The sequence below is a fragment of the Hominimerdicola alba genome (assembly GCF_900112155.1).
GTDB lineage: Bacteria > Bacillota > Clostridia > Oscillospirales > Ruminococcaceae > Hominimerdicola > Hominimerdicola alba_D.
Genome location: NZ_FOKQ01000021.1, coordinates 22,133 through 40,562 on the forward strand (window position 1 = coordinate 22,133; position 18,430 = coordinate 40,562).

The window sequence follows — 18,430 nt, forward strand, 5'->3', positions numbered from 1 at the left end:
GGAGAAACAGTATGTACGATGAAAAAATGGCGGCGGCTGTGGACACGGCGCAGAAGCGTCTTATGGATATGGCAAGCGGAAGCTCCGTGCTTATGAGCGTCACCAATGACCTTGCAGAACTCAGCACGCTGATAGAAAAGCTTGACCCATCGAAAATTGATTTCGACAAGGGCGGGCTTGAACGTCTGAAAATAAACAGCTACTGGAACAGGTTCGATGAAGCTTACCCAGCTTTTCAGGCAGTCATGGAAAGGCTTTCCCGTGACAGGAAGATACTTCACAACAGCAGTGTTACGGTAAACCGTTTTCACAGTGAATTCAATGAGGCATACGACAGTTTTCGCGCAGTCCTAGAGGATGACCGAGACGAGGAATACGTAAGGCAGGCGGCAGTCACCGAAAACATGGCAATGCTGATGAAAAGCACGCTCGATGAGCATGAAGCAGTCTGTGAGCGCGTTGACACAGTTCTGATGGTAACAGAAACATCACTGAATATAGCCGTGTATCTCGCTAAGCAGAAGTTCGGCAGAAGCATAGCAGCGGCAGGCAATGTACGCGCAGTAGGGGAGATCTCCTCGGATAACTTCAAAAAGCAATTTTCTATGCTGAAAAGTATTCTATCGGATAATAAATGATATGTACCCCCGAGGCAACAGGCTTCGGGGGTTTTCAGTTAAAAAAACAGAGCATTGACTATAATGTCTACGCTCTGTTTAATGAAAATATTGCCGGCTTTTCATAGGACCGTGATATGATCAAAAGCAAACTTACGAACACACCAAATGTCGGATTATCCTATGCGAATAACGATTTATTTCAATAATAATTATAATACTTTAACGGTCATAAATATCAATGATAACATACTCCGAAATGCAGCCGGTTTTAAATGGTATAGCCCACCCTGAAATACCTGAGGTCACGATAAATGTAGTGTCCCCGCGGACTTCCTTGCCGTATACCTTGTCGTTGAATCCCATAGCCAACCCCACAAAACCCGAGGGAAAAATATGTCCGCCGTGAGTGTGCCCGGAAAGCACAAGGTCTGCACCTGCTGCAGCTTCAGCATCATAGTCGCGGGGCTGATGATCAATTACAATGGTATACTTTTCATCATCGGCGGATTCCATCAGCTGTTTAGCAGAAAGCCTGCCTTCGTCGTGATGATCTTTTCTGCCGATGAAATTTACGTCACCGACTTCCAAAATCTCGTCACGGAGTATCTTAACATCGTTCTTTTCCAGTTCTATATAAAGGTCATCTATAGTAAAATCTCTTCCATTGCCGTAGCCTTTGTCATGATTTCCGTCCACATAAATAACGCCGTACTTCGGATCCATTTCACCCAGCGCTTTGCAGGCACGAACCATATCTTCGCGCTCTGAATCGTCGTCCACAAAATCTCCCGCGATAATTATCACATCGGGGGACTGTTCATTTATCCGCTTCATCTGCCGGGCAAAGTTTTCGCCGTCGAGAGTTACACCAAGATGAGAATCAGCAAACATCGCCACCCGTAATGGCGAATGATCGAACTGCTTTTTTGTTTTAAGACGGTAGTCAGTTTCAAAAACATGGTGGGCGAAAAACCAGCCCGCCCCTAGATAGACCGCCGTTATCAGCATAGCCACAACACCCGTCTCATATCGCGACGACCAACTGTGCTTACGTTTGCGGTGAATGAATGTTACAAGGTCGCACAGCGCCCAGATAAGAGCGAGATGAAGCGCTATGATGATGCCGATATACATGTTTTTCACCGTGACCACCACAAGTCCTGCCACAGGCAAAGCCGACAGTCCCCACGAGAGCATTTTTCTCTTTTCGGCGAGCTTCTGCATAAAACCGAATTTATGAAATCTGGTAACCAGATAAATCAGCGACAGCAAAGCCCCGATTCCTGCCGCGGCAAACAAAACCACCCACAACAACAGACACACCTCCGTGATTTTAAGCATCTTTCAAGAACGCATTTTTATAAATTATACAACATAGCAGGGGATTTGTCAAACTTTACCTGCTGAAACGGATTCAAGGTTTTGCCCGAAATATCGGCCTATCAGAGTTATATGAGTTCACTGGATTTTTCTTTCAAAAAATAATTTCAAAAAAAACAAATTTTTTTTGAAAAAGTACTTGACAAACGCATCATGATATGCTATAATAATTAAGCTGTGAGAAACACAGAGAACAAAAACCGATGGAGAAGTCGCCTAGCCCGGTTTATGGCGCACGACTGGAACTCGTGTATGGGTTAATAGCTCATCGAGGGTTCGAATCCCTCCTTCTCCGCCAACCTATGAAGTCAAAAAAGATGATTTCACTTAAAAGCGCGTATTTACGCGCTTTTTTGTTGCCCTGAAACAGAATTTTTTTATATGAAAACCGAAGATGATTTTTGGTATAAAATGCCTTTGGACAGGATTCGAACTCTTTTTTGGAGCGTTTTCAGAAGAATAGAAGATTTTTTTGAAGGGAAACAACTCAAATTTACATCAAAAGGTTTCACAAACTTTTCAGCCCGAATTTGGTGCTTTTCACGAAATGTGAGAACACCGGATTCGGGCTTTTTTATTTTTCATATCAAAGAATGGAGGTGAAAGAATGCCGGGAAATTTTGATGGGATTAAAAATAGAAAATTCGGCATCGAGATCGAGATGACAGGCATAACTCGGTGCGAAGCTTCTAAAGCCATAAAAAAAGTTCTTGGAGGTGATATAGATCATGTGGGCGGCACCTACGACAAATACACTGTCGGTGATGACAAAGGAAGAAAATGGCAGATAGTCTTCGACAGCAGTATTTATGCCCGAAAGAAAAACGGAGATCTTGCCAGTGACTATTATAAAGTTGAGCTTAACTCCCCTGTGCTTGAATATGAGGACTTCGATCTGCTTCAAAGTGTAATTCGAGCTCTTAGAAAAGCAGGAGCAATAACAGGACCTGATTATGACTGCGGTACTCATATCCATATTGATGCATCGGACTACACGCCGCAACAGATAAGAAACCTTGTCAACTTGTGGTCAAGCAAAGAGGATTTCTTGTGGGACGCTCTTCAGGTATCATCCGCAAGATCAAACTACTGCAAAAAGATCAACCGAACTTTTGTAGATCAAATCAACCGAAAAAAGCCAAAGACTCTTGATGAGATCAGTGATCTTTGGTATGCCGAGACTTCAAACAGCCGCTATAACCACTACAATCCGACTAGGTACCATGCCTTGAATCTGCACTCGTTATTTCAGCATGGTCATTATGAAATAAGAGCCTGCAATGCATCGCTTCACGCGGGAGAGGTCAAAGCCCAGGTCTTACTTGCACTAGCTATCTCAAATGCGGCTGTCACAAAAAAATACTGCTCCCCTGCTGTATCGCATTCTGACAATATGCGGTACAGCTTTCGTGTTTTTCTGCTGAATTTAGGATTTATCGGTGATGAGTTCAAGAACTATCGGGCTCATCTTCTGAAGCACCTTTCCGGGAATATAGCGTGGCGTCACCCAGAAGATGCTATTGCCCAACGGGAACGTCTGAAAGCAGAACGAGAAGCCGCTCGTAACGAGCTTGTGCGCCCTGTGTCGCAATACACGGACGAGTTCGGGGTAACACACGATGAGGAACAGACCGCCCCTGTGGACGATTTGTCGGGCAGTTTTGGGGAAGATGAATCTGCAGTTACAATGAATATGTAGAGGTGAGAAAATGAAAAAGAAAAACGAATACAAACATTCAGAAAAACCGATGCTGTACATCGCTTACGGTTCAAACATCAACCTGCCACAGATGGCTTTCAGGTGTCCGCATTCAAAGGTCATAGGTTCAGCAATGGTCAAAGACTGGGAGTTGGAATTCCGTGGTGTCGCAACTATTGTCCCAAAGCCGAATACAGAAGTTCCGGTACTGCTGTGGGAACTTGACCCGAGAGATATTCCTGCACTCAATCGCTATGAGGGATTTCCTCATCTATACAGACAGGAAGATATACCTCTTGAACTTGACGGAAAGCAGGTCATGGGCATGGCGTACCTGATGAACAGAGGACAGATATCTCCACCAACACAGGGGTATTTGCAGACGATATGGGACGGCTATAAGGCGAACGGTATGGATACAAGCTATCTGATAGAAGCCGCATCAAGGTCTTATGATTACGCTTCGAATATGAATGTCAGGTATTCACAGGACTTTGATGAAGATGAATATGAAGATTTTGGTATAGACGATGATAACGGTCTTGATGATGACATACAGATGAGTTTCAAAATATAAGGAGGCAGATATGAAGTATAAAGGTTTTTATATCGATATTTCCCCCGACAATCACATTATCCGAAGCGACAGCGAAGGAAACGATGTAGTTTGTCGGGGTTTTTTGTTTTCAGTGTATACTGATGAAGAACGTACAGAAAAGTTTGACGTATTCTCGGCAGCGGTCGGGTTTGAAATACTGACCGACAGCATAGAAGAAGCCGAACAGTTTGCTAAGGACGTTGTTTCCTGCGAAGATAAGGCTTTTCGTAATGATCAGCCCGAAATGATGATGGGAGGTACAGCTTTATGAATAAGGAAAAGTTGATGATCAATCTTCCCTATCTTGAAAGAAAGGCTGAAAGCTTCACTGCACACGAATACATCGTTGAAAAAGCTCTGCCTGTAAGTAATTACAGGTTCAGACAGATAACGGAAAGTCCGATGAAAGATCATAAGGAGATCCGTGACAACATTGACAGTATGTACTATGACGGCTTACAGTACCATTGTCTGCTGATATACGATAAAGAGAAGGGTGATGGACTTATGGTCGAAAGCGAAGGTTATGAATACGCGAGGTATGCACAGTATGTTCCGCAGGCAAAGCTGATATGGGAGCATTTTGCCAAGGATCATGCACATGAGATCAGACTGTGCTGTCCTCTGGAGATCTATCATAATATCTCCAATTATCCCCGTGATAATTGCATTGCGGATAATGCTGAAATGGCTAAATATGCAGATGATATCAATATTGGCATCCGTGAGAATGATCTCCCTGAGGAATGCGAACGAGGGCTGATGCACTGGTATCATCCCGAAAGTATTGATGATGAGCTGGACAACAAAGTTTTTTCAGCACATTGCTCCGTGGAGGTAATAGGCGGCGAACTTACAGGAGTTATAACGTTAAAGGTGATCGGAGACCTTTCAGCGGATGCAATGGCAAGGTTCATAAAATACTGTTCGGGACAGCTTAGTGATGGCTGGGGTGAGAGTTTAGAGCAGAAATATCTCAAGACCGATGCAGGCGAAATAAATGTCAGCTTCTGGAACAGCGGTGATGACTGGCAGCTTTTGCCCGAAAAAGACTATCTAGACAGCTTTACACGATCGGAAGAATTTGGAATGGGAGGTCAATCATGAAGGAAGAAATCGATATACCACAGAAGTATGTTGAAATGATCAAGAAAGCCGCAGAACAACAAGGTGTTTCAGCTGATGATATAGTCGAAACTGAAATAAAAAACTTTTTAGAAAGAGGTGAAGAAGATGTCAAATGAGAAAAAAGGCATAACCGTAAAGGTTGATGCCGAGCTTCATGCTAAGGTAAGAGCATACATCGAAGAACATGGTATAACAATGAACGATTTTGTAGCCCAGGCTCTGGATAACGAGCTGCACCCGAAGATACAGGAGGCAAGAAATATGGGTAATATGAGAACTATGGCGTTTCAGGTTCCAGAGGAATTATTTGATCAGATAAAAGATTATCTCAACAAGCATCATATGACGCAGAAGGAATTTGTTCTTGGTTTGATAAAAGCAGAGCTTGATAGAGATCAGCAGCAGACAACTGTCGAAGAGGTAGATGAAGCTGAAGATGAGGAACTTGACGAAGAATATGAGGTTGAAGAAACTGAGGGTTATCAGGATAATGAAGATGAAGACCTCGAAGAGTATGATGATCTGAACATGGATATGGGGTGATAAAATGCGATGCGAAACCGAGATGATAAGAAATAGATATCCAGTAGGAACGAGAGTATGCTGTGACGAGATGCCTGATGATCCTAATCCTATACCTCGCGGGACTTGTGGAACTGTTATGGGAGTTGATGATGCAGGGCATTATGGATAGTTAGACATTATGAAAAGTTAAATGCTTAACCTTTAATTTTACCACGGAATATCGGAAAATATAAGACTTGTATTCTATCCATAATGTGCTATAATTAGAACATAAGATTTGCGTCGCGGCACAAGAAATGGGAGGTTTATTTATGGGAGAATATATAAATAATATGCCTATACCCGAATTGATTAACGAGTTAGACTCCTATATGGTCAGTCTCGGATATACAGCTTCAACACTTCGACATCATCGTCAGGCGTGGAATGCACTAAAAAATCTTGCTCTGGCGGAGGGAGCCACACATTTTTCAAAGGAGCTCGGTTTCAAGCTTCTACGGGAGCATTATAAAATTGACCCATATGAAAGTAATCTTAGTGAATACAAGTCGGTTGTTCGCAGATCTGTTATGCTCCTGCTCGAATTTCAGATTTCTGGATCAATCGCAAAACGCCTGCCAAAAGGCGAATACGAATTTCCTGCTGGGTTTAAGACTGCCGGGGATCAGTTCATGGAGTACATGACAGAATCCAATCTTGCTCCAGGCACACTTTACAATTACAGGATGCTTATTTTTCGTGCTACATTATTTTTTGTAAATCACAAGGCGTCTGATTTCAAGAGCCTGAATAACGACGTAATAAACCTTTATTTGAAAACATTTGCAGGTTATTCGAAGGCATATATCGCAACCAATGTGCAAGTTTTGTCAAAGTTCCTTATCTTTGCCAATGAGCACGGATATACTGATAAGGTATTCAAATTTCCGGCAGTAACGGTATTTAAGGATCGACGTGTTTCGGAATACTATACAGCCGAGGAGGTTTCCAAAATCCTCTCGTCCATAGACAGGGGTAATGCGCTGGGAAAGCGCAATTACGCAATGGTTCTGCTCGGTGCAAGATATGGGCTGCGCATCAGCGACATCCTATCCCTTAAACTCAATGAGCTTGACTTTGAAAACAACCGAATCAGCATAATTCAGCAGAAAACTGGTAATCCACTAGAGCTGGACATGCTCCCTGATGTCGGATGGGCATTGATTGATTATCTAAAAAACGGAAGACCGTATGTGGATTGTGACAACGTTTTTCTGTGCCACACTCATCCGTACAAAGCATTCACGAGGGGTGTGACCATGCAATCTATGCTCCGGCAATATGCACTGTCCGCAGGGATATGGAAAGCGGGAAGCGAAAAACGCTGCAGCTTCCATATGTTACGGTACAGCCTCGCAAGCGACCTTATCCAGCAGGGCGTCTCGCTGACCACAATTTCGGGTATACTGGGACATTCTGAATTGAATGTTACAACGCTTTATACTCAGCTCGACGTTCCACAGCTGAAAGCGTGTGCTTTGGAGGTACCAGTATGACACAGCATAAACCGGTATACGAATTCCACAGCGTGTTTGCAGACTCTATCTATGAATATCTTGCGCTGAAAGAGGCTCTTGGTGAAAAGATCACATCACCCGGAAACATTCTCAGACAGTTTGACCGGTACTGCTTGTCCATTAATCTCCAAGAGCCTATACTTACAGCAGAGCTTGCTGAAAACTGGTTTCTCACAAAAGCTGACGAAAAACAATCGACAAGATCGCACAGAGTATCCGCCTTATGGTGCTTTGCACGCCATTTTTCCGCTGAGGGAGGCGAAGTCACATGGAAACCAAATATCGGATATGCAGGACAGCGGAACCGCTATGTCCCGTACATTTATACAAACGCAGAGGTGAAGAATATATTTGCTGCTGCAGATGCTATGCCGAAAAGCTGTAGAAAATCCCGGTTCAATGTGATCTTCCCAGCGATAATTAGAGTCCTCTATGGATGTGGTCTGCGCATTTCGGAAGCCCTCGCTCTCAAAGTGAAAGATGTTGATCTTGAAAACGGTTTCATATTTGTCTATGAAGGAAAGTTTGGTAAGAATCGTAAGATTCCAATTTCCGATTCTCTGTTACAGTACCTAAGGGAGTATTATACGAACAATGTGGACTTCATTGGTATTGCTTCCGATGGATGGTTTTTTCCAAATGCAAAAAGCGAATGCTATTCACAGCGCACAGTCTATGATAAGTTCCGTCAGATTCTCTGGAATGCGGGAATTTCACACCAGGGAAAGGGAAAAGGACCAAGGGTACACGATCTACGGCATACATTCGCCGTACATGCTTTACAGCAGAATATCGAGCAGGGAAAAGACATATATACTTCCTTGACGGGTCTTATGGTTTACCTTGGACACGGCAAGATCACCTCGACTGAATATTATCTGCGTTTAACCGCAGAAGTTTTTCCTGATTTTTTGGAACGTGCTGACAAAGTATGTGCCAGAGCTATTCCAGAGGTTGTGCGTTATGAAGAATAGGGTAACTTCCTTCGCTTACATCACCACAAGGTTTTTCCAAGTATATCTTCCAGGAGAACGAGGGTACTCCGAGGCAACCATTGCATCATATCTGGATACGTTCAAGCAACTGCTTGTGTATTGCAAGGAAAACCTCGGCAAATCCCCGGATAAACTTGTGGTTTCCGACATATCCAAGGATGTGATCCTCGGCTTTCTTAAGAAGCTTGAGGATGATGGAAGATCCGTATCCACAAGAAACCAGCGCCTTGCCGCCATTAAGTGCTTTTTTAGGTATATCGGATATTCTTTTCCCGAGTATCTTGACACATCCAGTATGATTGTCGGCATCAAGATGAAGAAGCAGCCCAAACCGATTGTCAGTTACATGAGCGTTGATGGAGTTTCCTGCGTCCTTAACCAGCCAGATATGAATCGTAGGTCAGGATATAGGGATGCCCTCATGCTCACAATACTTTATGATTGTGCAGCCCGTGTTACGGAGATCACAAAGATCAGAATTGGTGACATTCGGACAGAACATCCTTCCACCATTGTACTTCACGGGAAGAGTGCCAAGGACAGGATTGTGCCACTATCCAGCAAAACGGCAGACCTGATTTCTTCTTACCTGCAGCAGACAGGTCTAAACAACGTTGAAAACAAGGATAAACTTCTCTTTGTCAACCGCACAGGCAAGCAACTGACCAGAGCTGGTGTCGCCTACATACTCAAAAAGTATGTGGAAGCAGCAAGGGTAGAACACCCGGAAATGATTCCTGATAAGTTTTCACCACATTGTATGAGGCATTCAAAGGCAATGCATTTGCTTCATGCTGGGGTGGCAATAATATACATCCGCGACTTTCTTGGACATGAGAGCGTGAAAACCACTGAGGTATATGCAAAAGTAGATGGAAAAAGCAAGCGTGAGGCACTTGATGCAGCTTATACAGCCGCCATTGAGGATTCCAATATTCCGAAATCCTCTTGGAATGATGACAATGACCTCATGGCATTCTTGAAAAAGCTATGTGACAACTGATATTTTTATGGAAAGCATTATCGAAATGAGAACAGTGTTTCTGTGTATCTGACGATAATGCTTTTCATAATGTCTAACTATCCATAAATACCCTTATGTAAAGCTTTACATAAAGGTCAATTAATGATGAAGTGGGATAATGGAAGGTCGCTGTCACTTATTCCGGGAGTTGATAGTTTTCATATTGTTGAGCAGATGGAGAATGAGTCTATGACCGAGAATAATGGAATTGATATGTCTATGTAGTACTTGAATTTACTTCAACAATATGATATACTATTATAAAACATGCCGAGCTTTATGTTCGGCAGTTACATAAAAGGATTATCATCGAATGATAGTGGGATTATAGAACAGTAAGATGTTGAAAAAGATATCCGGCAGGAGGATGTGTAAACATGCCAACAACTATAGAAGTAAATAAACAAAGTGTAGAAGCTCTTTTAGGGAGTGGTAAATCAAAACCATTCGTAATACCAGAATACCAACGTCCGTATGCATGGACAGATGAACAGGTAGAAACTCTCTTTGAGGATTTATGGGATTTTACAGCTACCAACGGCGGGACAGAACGTGAAGGTACATATTTTCTCGGAAGTGTTGTATCATATGAAAATGAAGAGGGCGAGCAAGAAATAATTGATGGACAGCAGCGTATAACATCTCTATTCTTATTGTTGCGTGCAATTTATACAAAACTGGTTGCAACACCTGTATCAGAAAGAACTGCAGAGGCAAATAACTTTATCGGGAAAATCGAACCTGCCATTTGGAGAACTAATAAACTTACAGGTACAGTGGACTACAAGAATATTCTTCTGACATCACGCGTTGTAAACAATGAAGGAAATGAGATTCTTCGTTCAATTCTTGAAACTGGACATGCAGACAAGAATGCCAAAGACAACTATTCAAAAAATTATCGTTATTTTCAAGAATTGTTTGATAAGCATTCTATAGATAATCCACTTATGGTGTATCAGTTTATATATGCGTTGTTGAATCAGGCAATTTTACTTCCTATAACAGCAGATAATCAGGATACAGCTCTAACAATTTTCTCAACTTTAAATGATAGAGGTCTTCCTTTGTCAGATGCGGATATTTTTAAAGCAGAAATATATAATAAACTTGAATCAGAAGCTAAAAAAAGTTTTATAGAACGCTGGAAAGATTTAGATGAACAGGCAACAAATGCAAACGAAAGTATCCAACAACTCTTTTATTATAGTATGTTTTATTATCGTGCATTGGAAAAGGATACCAAAACAACAACTCCTGGTGTTAGAAAGTTTTTTGCAGCAAATAAGTTCCAACGATTATACAAGCCAGATTTGATGGATACACTTTTTATAATTCTGAATCTTTGGAAGGTTGTAAATAAGGGTGAAGAAATCGAGGATGAAACATGGTCAAAGAATGCAAAAATCAAACAGACACTGGATACGTTAAGCTCTTATCCAAATGAATTCTGGAAGTATCCGGTTGTAATTTACTATGTTTGCTATAGAAATACTGAAGACTTTGAAGAACGATTTGCATTATTTTTAAATAAGCTTCTTATGGAGTTGATTACCAAGTATCTTATGATACCAACCATCAATGCGGTTAAACCAGATATCCTTAAGTTGAATTCTGCAATTATTGCTTCTGACAAACCAAATTTCGAGTTCAAAAATATAGATATGATGCAGTTGGAACCTTATATACAAAATCCCAATAGAAATGCAGTACGCATGTTGTTAAAGACATTAGCCTATGAACAACAGGATGAGCTTTTACCGGAAAAGTGGGAGATTGAGCATATTTTTCCTCAGAAATGGCAGACAAATTATTTTCCAGATGAATCAGATTCAACTATCAAGGAAAAAATTGAACATATAGGAAATAAACTTCCTTTTGAAAAAAAGTTGAATATTGTTGCTGGTAACGGATATTTTGGAAAGAAGAAAAAAGAGTATACCGCATCAAAAATAGCAATTACAAATGCACTTGGAACATCGGATTTAACTGATTGGAATATGGACTCTATTATGAAACGTGATATTCGTGTTTCTGATGAAATCATATCTATACTCAATAGATGGAATAATGAGTATATGCGTATGGCGGTTGATAAAACCAAAGATGAAAAACCATCAGAAGAAGATTTAGCTCGTATTGAAGAATTTAAAAAGAAAGGTTGGATATAAAGTTTGTGGTATTAAATAAAAAAAATAAAAATATAAGAATTATAAAGTAGAAAAAAATTTATAAAGTGATCATGCCGCAGATAATTATAATCAAACTATCTGCGGTTTTTACATATTAAAGTAAGAAAGAGGTGTTAAAATTGACCAACGTATATCTACACAGAAAAAATCCAGGAATACCACGGAAGGAGAAAACCATACTTGATAAAATATTTAGATATGTTCGCAGGAATCGGCGGTTTCCGCTCAGGCCTTGAGAAAGTAGGCGGCTTTGAGTGTGTCGGTTACTGCGAATGCGATAAGTTCGCAAAACAGGCTTATGAAGCCTTATACGACACGCGGAAGGAGCTGTATTTTGATGATGCCAGAAAGATCGACCCAAAAGAACTGCCGGATATCGACCTTATTTGCGGAGGATTTCCTTGTCAAAGCTTTTCAATTGCTGGAAAGCGGCGAGGATTTGACGACGTCCGAGGAACTCTATTCTTTGAAATTGCCAGAATCGCTGCCGTTAAAAGACCTCGCTATCTGCTCATGGAAAATGTCCCCGGCTTACTGTCACATGACAAAGGCAGGACGTTTGAAACCATACTGCAGACGCTGGATGAACTGGGGTACGATGTCGCATGGCAGGTGCTTAACAGCGCAGATTTCGGTGTCCCCCAAGCCAGAAAAAGAGTGTTCATTATCGGATTTCTTAGAGGTGAATGTTCCGGCAGAGTATTGTCTTTCACAGACGCAAACCCAAAAACTCTTATCAAACGCATACCCGGACGAGAAGGATGTAGAGTCTATTCACCAGAAGGACTGAGTATAACGCTTACAGGCAATGCAGGCGGTTTCGGCGGGAGATCTGGTCTTTATGAGATTCTTGGTCTTCCTATAAAGTCCCTTACAAAGACAGGTTATCAGATAGCTGTACCGGGTGACAGCATCGACCTTGCTTATGCAGATATGAACAGCCGCAGAGGACGTGTCGGTCACGATATAGCACATACTGTCACACCATCTGCAACTCAGGGATTCTACTCTGTGAAATGCATTGACCTCAACCCCGAACCTGCAATTACCGAACTTGCGAGGTGCATAACCGCAAGACAGAATAATGGAATGAGTACCCATAAGGGTGAGAAATCAGCAGCTCTGCTTCTGGAAAAGCCGATCCCTGTGCTGACACCGATGAAAGAAAAAGTAAGACAGCAGGGCAGACGATTCAAGGACCCCGATGACCCCATGTTCACAATAACTGTGACAGACAGAAACGGTGTGATGTACAACGGTCTTATCCGTAAACTTATGCCACTTGAATGCTGGAGACTGCAGGGTTTTACAGACGAGCAGTTCAGCAAGGTCAAGGCGGCAGGCATCTCAAATGCACAATTATACAAACAAGCCGGCAATGCGGTGACAGTTAATGTCATCGCAGCGCTGGCTTTATTTATTTTAGAGATCGATAAGGAGGTAAATCGAAATGAATGATATAATGACTTTTGTAAATGAAGACTTCGGCTCGGTGAGGACAGTCAGCATTAACGGCGAGCCGTGGCTGGTGGGCAAGGATATAGCGTTAATGCTTGGTTACAGCAACCCTCATAAAGCGATAAGAGACCATGTTGACGATGAGGACAAAGGGGTGAACGAATCGGTCACCCCCGGTGGAAGGCAGAGGACAATAGTAATAAACGAAAGTGGTTTTTACTGCCTTGTGCTTTCAAGCAAACTTCCGAGTGCTAAAAAGATCAAGCGTTGGGTCACATCTGAGATTCTCCCAACGATTCGTAAAACAGGCGGTTATGTCAATGATGCAGATAAATTCGTAAACACTTATCTGCCCTTTGCTGATGAACCGACAAAAGAGCTGTTCAAGATACAGTTTGAGTATATCGGTCAGCTGAACGATCGTATTCGCCGTGATGAACCAAAGGTCAGATTTGCAGACCATGTGTCCGAAACAGCAGATCTCATCGACATGAACGAAATGGCAAAGATATGTGCAGATCACGGTATACGCATAGGACGCACAAGGCTGTTCAGGTGGCTGAGGTCAAAAGGTATCCTGATGGACGGAAATCTGCCTTATCAGGAGTATATAGAACGTGGATATTTCAGAGTAAAAGAAAGCGTGTTCAACATGGGCGGCGAGCTGAAGATCTATCGTCAGACATATCTTACAGGCAAGGGACAGCAGTATGTTCTTGGACGGCTGATAAGAGAAAATGAAACGGAGGTGCTTGATGCCTAATCATATTACTAACAGAATAAAGCTGAACGGAGAAGATGCAGATATTCACATACTCATGGAAGATATCAAAAACGATGAATTCGGACTGGGAACGATAGATTTTGAGAAAGTCATACCTATGCCGGATAATATCTACAGAGGAAGTTTAGAACCAGCCGAAGAAAAACTCTATGGTAAAAACAACTGGTACGACTGGAGTTTAGCAAACTGGGGTACAAAATGGAATGCTTATGGATATAATGAGGGCGAAGATTATTCATGCAATAAAGATAGTCTTCGCTTTCTTTCTGCCTGGTCTGCACCACACCCTATTATCCAAAAGCTGTCCGAAATGTTTCCATGCGTGAATATCGAACATGAGTGGGCAGATGAGGACATAGGTGCTAACTGCGGGCGCCGTACGTATTATAACGGCGAAAGGATAGAGGAATACTACCCGGATTACGGAAAAGAAAGCATAGAGTTCGCCGCAAAAGTTATGGAAGTTCAACTAGAGGAAGACTGTTGTCTTTATCTGAACGCCTTGGAGACAGGATATATCAACATCGAATTTGACGATGGATATGAGCTTATCGAACTGTTTGGCAAGCCCGCACTGTTCACGAATGAAAGGATAACAGATGCGGATATCCCAAAAGGAATGTGTTGCTATCATCTGAGACACGGCGATGATGGAGATATCTGTGCTATAGAAAAACGTGTTTCTGTAAACCTCGCAGGTTCTGTGGTGACAAAAGAACCTATAGATCTTGGCAAACAGGGTCGTATAACCTTTACAGAAGATACTTCACCTAATTTCATCGGTGAGATCATATCACTATATGAGTTCAGGGAGTATAAACCGGCACAGTCGGAAGATGAAAATATTGGAATGGAGTTGAAACAATGAGCATTGAAATTATAGAAGCTGAAAAGCTGCGTTCAATGTCAGAGGATGAAGGGCTTATCCTGCAGGGCTGCGGCGGTGAGCTGAAGGAATGGCTTGACGGGATAAATGATATGCTGACAGCTCAAGGAATACTTCAGAACGGCAGCAGATTTGAGGATATCTCTGTTTTTCAGCATGACGGCTGTACCTGTATACTGTTTCCTTTTAAGGGCGTAGATATTGACATCGGTAAGCTTGCTATGTGGCGCTTGCAGACCCACTCACAGTTCGGAGGTACCTGGCTTTCCGACTATGTACCGAACCGACTTGGCGGATTCGTGGATGAGGAACATAGTCTTGAAAAACCTAAACCGAAATGTGCGCTTATAGGTGCTGACGGAAATATCTTCAATCTTATAGGGATAGCATCAAGAACGCTCAGAAGAAATGGAATGAGGGATGAAGCAAAGGAGATGTCTGAACGTGTTACAAATTCGGGCAGCTATTATGAAGCGCTGAATATTATAGGAGAGTATGTGGATATATGCTCGGAGGATGAAATGGAAGATGAAACAATAGATATCGAAGGAGGAATGTCAGAATGACAATGTTGTTTGTTGGAATGATCATCGGTGGTATAATCGGACTGCTTATTGGTGGATTTTCAACTGCTTGGTATGATGCCAGTAAGGAGATTGCAAGACTAAACCGTGAGCGCAGAGAAGAAAAGAATATTATAAACAGATAAAAACCATAGTCGTTTTGCCGATGGCGGCAAAGCGACTGTTTCTCTTTTTCGTCATCGGCAATGATGACGGAAAGGAAAAAATGAGTAATCAGCATTACGGAGGCTGTGACCCTCCCATTCCGTGGATAGGCGGGAAATCGGTTCTTATCCCAGTAATAAGGAGAATAATGCCCGACTATCCGAAGAAGTATGTAGAGGTGTTCGGCGGCGGAGGTGCGCTGACTTTTTCGGGAAAGATAGCACCTATACAGATATATAATGACTTCAACCAGCATCTAGTTAATTTTATGAGAACACTGAAATCAAGGGCTGATGAATTAATCAGCAGGCTGACAGGTGTTTACAATGCAGACGGCAGTTTAAGTGACGATCTTATCAGAGCGTATTTTTTGAATGCAAGAGATCAATTTATAATATCATCAAAGGTGTTTTATCATGGTGAAGATTTTGATGACTACTATGAACAGATAAAGAAGATCATAAATTCAGCTCAGACCCATGATGAAAAGCTCCATAAACTGTGGCTTGCAGGCGAAATAATAAAAGAGTACGATGACCGAACAAAAGACCCCAGACTTTGGGACGCTGTGAATTTCTATATCCTTATGAAATGCAGTTACTCGGCAACAGGGACAAGCTGGGCTATAAAACCGGTAAATTATGAGTCTGTGATCAATCTGCTGAATGGTGCTTTTCGTATGCTTCAATCAGTCATCATCGAACATAAGGATTGCATCGACCTTATAAAGTTTCACGATGCACCCGGGACATTTTTCTACTGTGATCCGCCTTACTATATGGCTGAAGATCTGTATAACGGAGTTCCGCTGTTTGGTGATGAAAAACACAAACAGCTTCATGACACGCTTCTTAACTGTGAAAGCAAGGTTCTGCTGTCCTACAATGATTGCAAATTTATAGATGAGTTGTACTGTGAGGACAAGTGGTATAAGATGCGTGTTGCAAGACCCAACAGTATGATCCTGCATAACGAACCGGGTGCGCTTTACAATGAATTTCTTATAGCAAACTATGACATTTTCAGCCTATATAATAACGGAGTGCAGACAACATTTTTCAATGACTACGAACCTATTGACAATGAAGGGAGAATTGTTTTATGAATAAGATCATTACAGGAACAGTAATATCAGCAAATGGCAAGTTCTCATTTTCGGGACTTTATGATGCAAAGGGATACCCAGTGAGCATCAGCCTTGAAAAGAGCGATGACGATATAATACTTGCAGTTGTAAAAGAGCCGGAAGAACATAAAAAAGACAAACCATCTGACTGCGGGATATCCGAAGAAGAGATAGACAGGACTTGTCAGACACATGATAACTGCGATGATTGTCCGCTGTTTGAACACTGTATGGAGGAATATGCTGATGAATAACATGAATGAACTTCTTGGTAAAAAACACTGTGAACAGCATACCGAGCAGCAGGACTATGAAGGTAAACTCCTTATAATCAAACCGGAAAAGCTGAAGGAGCAGTATCGAAACCCCATAGTCCAGTATTTCTATGCCACAAGCGGTTTCGGCTGTAAGCATGTTAACGGAGATAAAAAGGTTTTCGGCCAGTTCCTTGCCGACGGTTTAAAAGAACAGCTTTACCGCAGTGATTTTATAGGTGTTGCTGACAAAACTCAGCTTCCGTCATGGGCAGCCAAAAGGCTTGAAATACTTGAGACTCCAAAGATGAAGATACGTGTTTTTCAGCTAAAGATCGGCAGTGACAACCTTTTTATGAACTATGATCATACTATGTCACATGGAGGTATACAGGCAGAGAAATATATGCAGGTATATGGCGGTGAAGTACTTGCAGGCAGTCTTGAAGAAGTGTTTGCACTCGGTAATACAGAACAGCCTCCGGGATATTTAGGACACTCCATCTCAGTCAGTGACGTGATCGAGGTAAACGAGGGAAAAGAAAAAGGGTTCTATTTCGTAGATAGTTTCGGATTCAAAAAGATAGAGGATTTCAATATAGACAAGACCGATCATGCAAAAATGATGAAGATCATTATCCTAGAAAATGACAGAAAACCGTATATGGCTGAGATCAGGCATGATATTCATGCTATGCAGAGTGTTGTTGGCGGCTGTATAGAGCCTGTGTATTTTGAGCCGAAGGGTGATGCACTCTGCTGGTGCAATGATGAGTTTCTGCTGAACGGATCAGCACCTAACAGAAAGATAGGGGAAACTCTTGTACATGGAACCTGTTATATTTCAGGCGACAGTGTGAACAAGTATGGTGAATATGACTCCTGCTCGCTCACAGACGAGCAGATCGAAAGGTATAAAGAGATGTTCCCGCAGTCTGTCATATGTTTGGACAGAACAGAAGACATGGCAGAAAATGAATCGGAGTGCTTAACGCAGAATATGGATTGAAAGGAATGATAGTATGAAGATAAATACCAATATAAACAGGATCATAGACAAGCCTGATTCAAGCGTTAAAGCTTTTGCATCAGCAAGTTTTGACGGTTATTTCGCAGTTCACGGCATAAAGGTATGTGAGGGTGAAAAGGGCCTGTTCATATCAATGCCCTCGACCTCCTATTCCAATCAGAACGGAGAAAAGAAGTATAAAGACATTTTTCATCCTATAACAAAAGAAGCAAGAGAAGCACTTAACACAGCTGTAATAATGGCGTACAACGCTGAACTTGCACAGTCTCAGGGATCAGACATTGTAGTGCAGGATTCTCCAGGTGAAGAAACAGCAGAACAAAGCATGGATGCTTCCGGTCCAATGATGCCTTTGTAAAAAGCAAGCTGTAAAATCAGTAGAAAAGGTAGAACTTTCAAAAAAAGCCTTGACAAAAGGAGGCGTATGTAGTATCGTAGTGCTAGAAG

The 18,430-nt window shown here is 42.0% G+C and carries 23 protein-coding genes and 1 tRNA gene; 23 read left to right on the plus strand and 1 reads right to left on the minus strand.

Going from position 1 to position 18,430, the window contains the following annotated elements; all coding sequences use genetic code 11:
* The first annotated feature begins 11 nt into the window (after positions 1-11).
* A complete protein-coding gene (locus BM265_RS11955) occupies positions 12-638 on the plus strand; it encodes a hypothetical protein (RefSeq protein ID WP_074962051.1) in 627 nt (208 codons plus the stop codon).
* 201 nt (positions 639-839) lie between these two features.
* On the opposite strand, the gene BM265_RS11960 is transcribed toward BM265_RS11955, so the two are convergent.
* On the minus strand, positions 840-1,892 hold the full coding sequence (locus tag BM265_RS11960) for a metallophosphoesterase (protein WP_242940838.1): 1,053 nt from the start codon (positions 1,890-1,892) through the stop codon (positions 840-842).
* A gap of 313 nt (positions 1,893-2,205) precedes the next feature.
* On the opposite strand from BM265_RS11960, the gene BM265_RS11965 reads away from it, so the two are divergent.
* The 22 genes from BM265_RS11965 to BM265_RS12065 all read left to right on the plus strand — a co-directional run bounded on the left by BM265_RS11965 (position 2,206) and on the right by BM265_RS12065 (position 18,341).
* A tRNA-Ser gene (locus tag BM265_RS11965) sits at positions 2,206-2,298 on the plus strand.
* A gap of 309 nt (positions 2,299-2,607) precedes the next feature.
* Positions 2,608-3,699: an amidoligase family protein gene (locus BM265_RS11970; protein WP_074962053.1), complete on the plus strand. Its 1,092-nt coding sequence runs from the start codon at positions 2,608-2,610 to the stop codon at positions 3,697-3,699.
* A gap of 10 nt (positions 3,700-3,709) precedes the next feature.
* Positions 3,710-4,276, plus strand: coding sequence for a gamma-glutamylcyclotransferase family protein (locus BM265_RS11975; RefSeq protein WP_143098719.1), 567 nt, complete (start codon positions 3,710-3,712; stop codon positions 4,274-4,276).
* 10 nt (positions 4,277-4,286) lie between these two features.
* Positions 4,287-4,568 (plus strand): hypothetical protein, encoded by a 282-nt coding sequence (locus BM265_RS11980; RefSeq protein WP_074962054.1) that lies wholly within the window; start codon positions 4,287-4,289, stop codon positions 4,566-4,568.
* A complete protein-coding gene (locus tag BM265_RS11985; RefSeq protein ID WP_074962055.1) occupies positions 4,565-5,404 on the plus strand; it encodes a DUF6329 domain-containing protein in 840 nt (279 codons plus the stop codon). The genes BM265_RS11980 and BM265_RS11985 overlap by 4 nt, the downstream gene beginning before the upstream one ends.
* Positions 5,401-5,541, plus strand: coding sequence for a CopG family transcriptional regulator (locus tag BM265_RS11990; RefSeq protein WP_074962056.1), 141 nt, complete (start codon positions 5,401-5,403; stop codon positions 5,539-5,541). Before BM265_RS11985 ends, BM265_RS11990 begins: the two co-directional genes overlap by 4 nt.
* Positions 5,531-5,968, plus strand: a complete 438-nt coding sequence (locus BM265_RS11995; protein ID WP_074962057.1) for a toxin-antitoxin system HicB family antitoxin — start codon at positions 5,531-5,533, stop codon at positions 5,966-5,968. The genes BM265_RS11990 and BM265_RS11995 overlap by 11 nt, the downstream gene beginning before the upstream one ends.
* Before the next feature lie 22 nt (positions 5,969-5,990).
* On the plus strand, positions 5,991-6,119 hold the full coding sequence (locus BM265_RS20925) for a DUF4314 domain-containing protein (RefSeq protein WP_278287639.1): 129 nt from the start codon (positions 5,991-5,993) through the stop codon (positions 6,117-6,119).
* Between the two features lie 142 nt (positions 6,120-6,261).
* Entirely contained in the window at positions 6,262-7,485 is a 1,224-nt protein-coding gene (locus BM265_RS12005; protein ID WP_074962058.1) for a site-specific integrase, read from the plus strand.
* Positions 7,482-8,480 carry a tyrosine-type recombinase/integrase gene (locus BM265_RS12010; RefSeq protein WP_074962059.1) on the plus strand — a complete coding sequence of 333 codons (999 nt, stop codon included), beginning with the start codon at positions 7,482-7,484 and terminating at the stop codon, positions 8,478-8,480. The genes BM265_RS12005 and BM265_RS12010 overlap by 4 nt, the downstream gene beginning before the upstream one ends.
* Positions 8,470-9,504 (plus strand): tyrosine-type recombinase/integrase, encoded by a 1,035-nt coding sequence (locus BM265_RS12015; RefSeq protein WP_074962060.1) that lies wholly within the window; start codon positions 8,470-8,472, stop codon positions 9,502-9,504. The genes BM265_RS12010 and BM265_RS12015 overlap by 11 nt, the downstream gene beginning before the upstream one ends.
* A gap of 123 nt (positions 9,505-9,627) precedes the next feature.
* Positions 9,628-9,750 (plus strand): DUF4314 domain-containing protein, encoded by a 123-nt coding sequence (locus BM265_RS12020; protein ID WP_081358449.1) that lies wholly within the window; start codon positions 9,628-9,630, stop codon positions 9,748-9,750.
* 152 nt (positions 9,751-9,902) lie between these two features.
* Positions 9,903-11,696 carry a DUF262 domain-containing protein gene (locus tag BM265_RS12025; protein ID WP_074962061.1) on the plus strand — a complete coding sequence of 598 codons (1,794 nt, stop codon included), beginning with the start codon at positions 9,903-9,905 and terminating at the stop codon, positions 11,694-11,696.
* Positions 11,697-11,897: 201 nt separating this feature from the next.
* Positions 11,898-13,175 carry a DNA cytosine methyltransferase gene (locus BM265_RS12030; protein ID WP_074962062.1) on the plus strand — a complete coding sequence of 426 codons (1,278 nt, stop codon included), beginning with the start codon at positions 11,898-11,900 and terminating at the stop codon, positions 13,173-13,175.
* Positions 13,168-13,938: a BRO family protein gene (locus BM265_RS20695; RefSeq protein WP_074962063.1), complete on the plus strand. Its 771-nt coding sequence runs from the start codon at positions 13,168-13,170 to the stop codon at positions 13,936-13,938. The genes BM265_RS12030 and BM265_RS20695 overlap by 8 nt, the downstream gene beginning before the upstream one ends.
* Positions 13,931-14,827 (plus strand): LPD28 domain-containing protein, encoded by an 897-nt coding sequence (locus BM265_RS12040; protein ID WP_074962064.1) that lies wholly within the window; start codon positions 13,931-13,933, stop codon positions 14,825-14,827. The genes BM265_RS20695 and BM265_RS12040 overlap by 8 nt, the downstream gene beginning before the upstream one ends.
* Positions 14,824-15,411, plus strand: coding sequence for a hypothetical protein (locus tag BM265_RS12045; protein WP_074962065.1), 588 nt, complete (start codon positions 14,824-14,826; stop codon positions 15,409-15,411). Before BM265_RS12040 ends, BM265_RS12045 begins: the two co-directional genes overlap by 4 nt.
* Entirely contained in the window at positions 15,408-15,554 is a 147-nt protein-coding gene (locus tag BM265_RS20120; protein WP_177219588.1) for a hypothetical protein, read from the plus strand. The genes BM265_RS12045 and BM265_RS20120 overlap by 4 nt, the downstream gene beginning before the upstream one ends.
* 20 nt (positions 15,555-15,574) lie before the next feature.
* Positions 15,575-16,678 (plus strand): DNA adenine methylase, encoded by a 1,104-nt coding sequence (locus tag BM265_RS12050; protein WP_074962066.1) that lies wholly within the window; start codon positions 15,575-15,577, stop codon positions 16,676-16,678.
* Positions 16,675-16,953, plus strand: a complete 279-nt coding sequence (locus BM265_RS12055; protein ID WP_074962067.1) for a hypothetical protein — start codon at positions 16,675-16,677, stop codon at positions 16,951-16,953. Before BM265_RS12050 ends, BM265_RS12055 begins: the two co-directional genes overlap by 4 nt.
* Entirely contained in the window at positions 16,946-17,962 is a 1,017-nt protein-coding gene (locus tag BM265_RS12060) for a DUF3846 domain-containing protein (RefSeq protein ID WP_074962068.1), read from the plus strand. Before BM265_RS12055 ends, BM265_RS12060 begins: the two co-directional genes overlap by 8 nt.
* A gap of 13 nt (positions 17,963-17,975) precedes the next feature.
* Positions 17,976-18,341 carry a SpoVG family protein gene (locus BM265_RS12065; RefSeq protein WP_081358451.1) on the plus strand — a complete coding sequence of 122 codons (366 nt, stop codon included), beginning with the start codon at positions 17,976-17,978 and terminating at the stop codon, positions 18,339-18,341.
* Positions 18,342-18,430 lie beyond the last annotated feature (89 nt).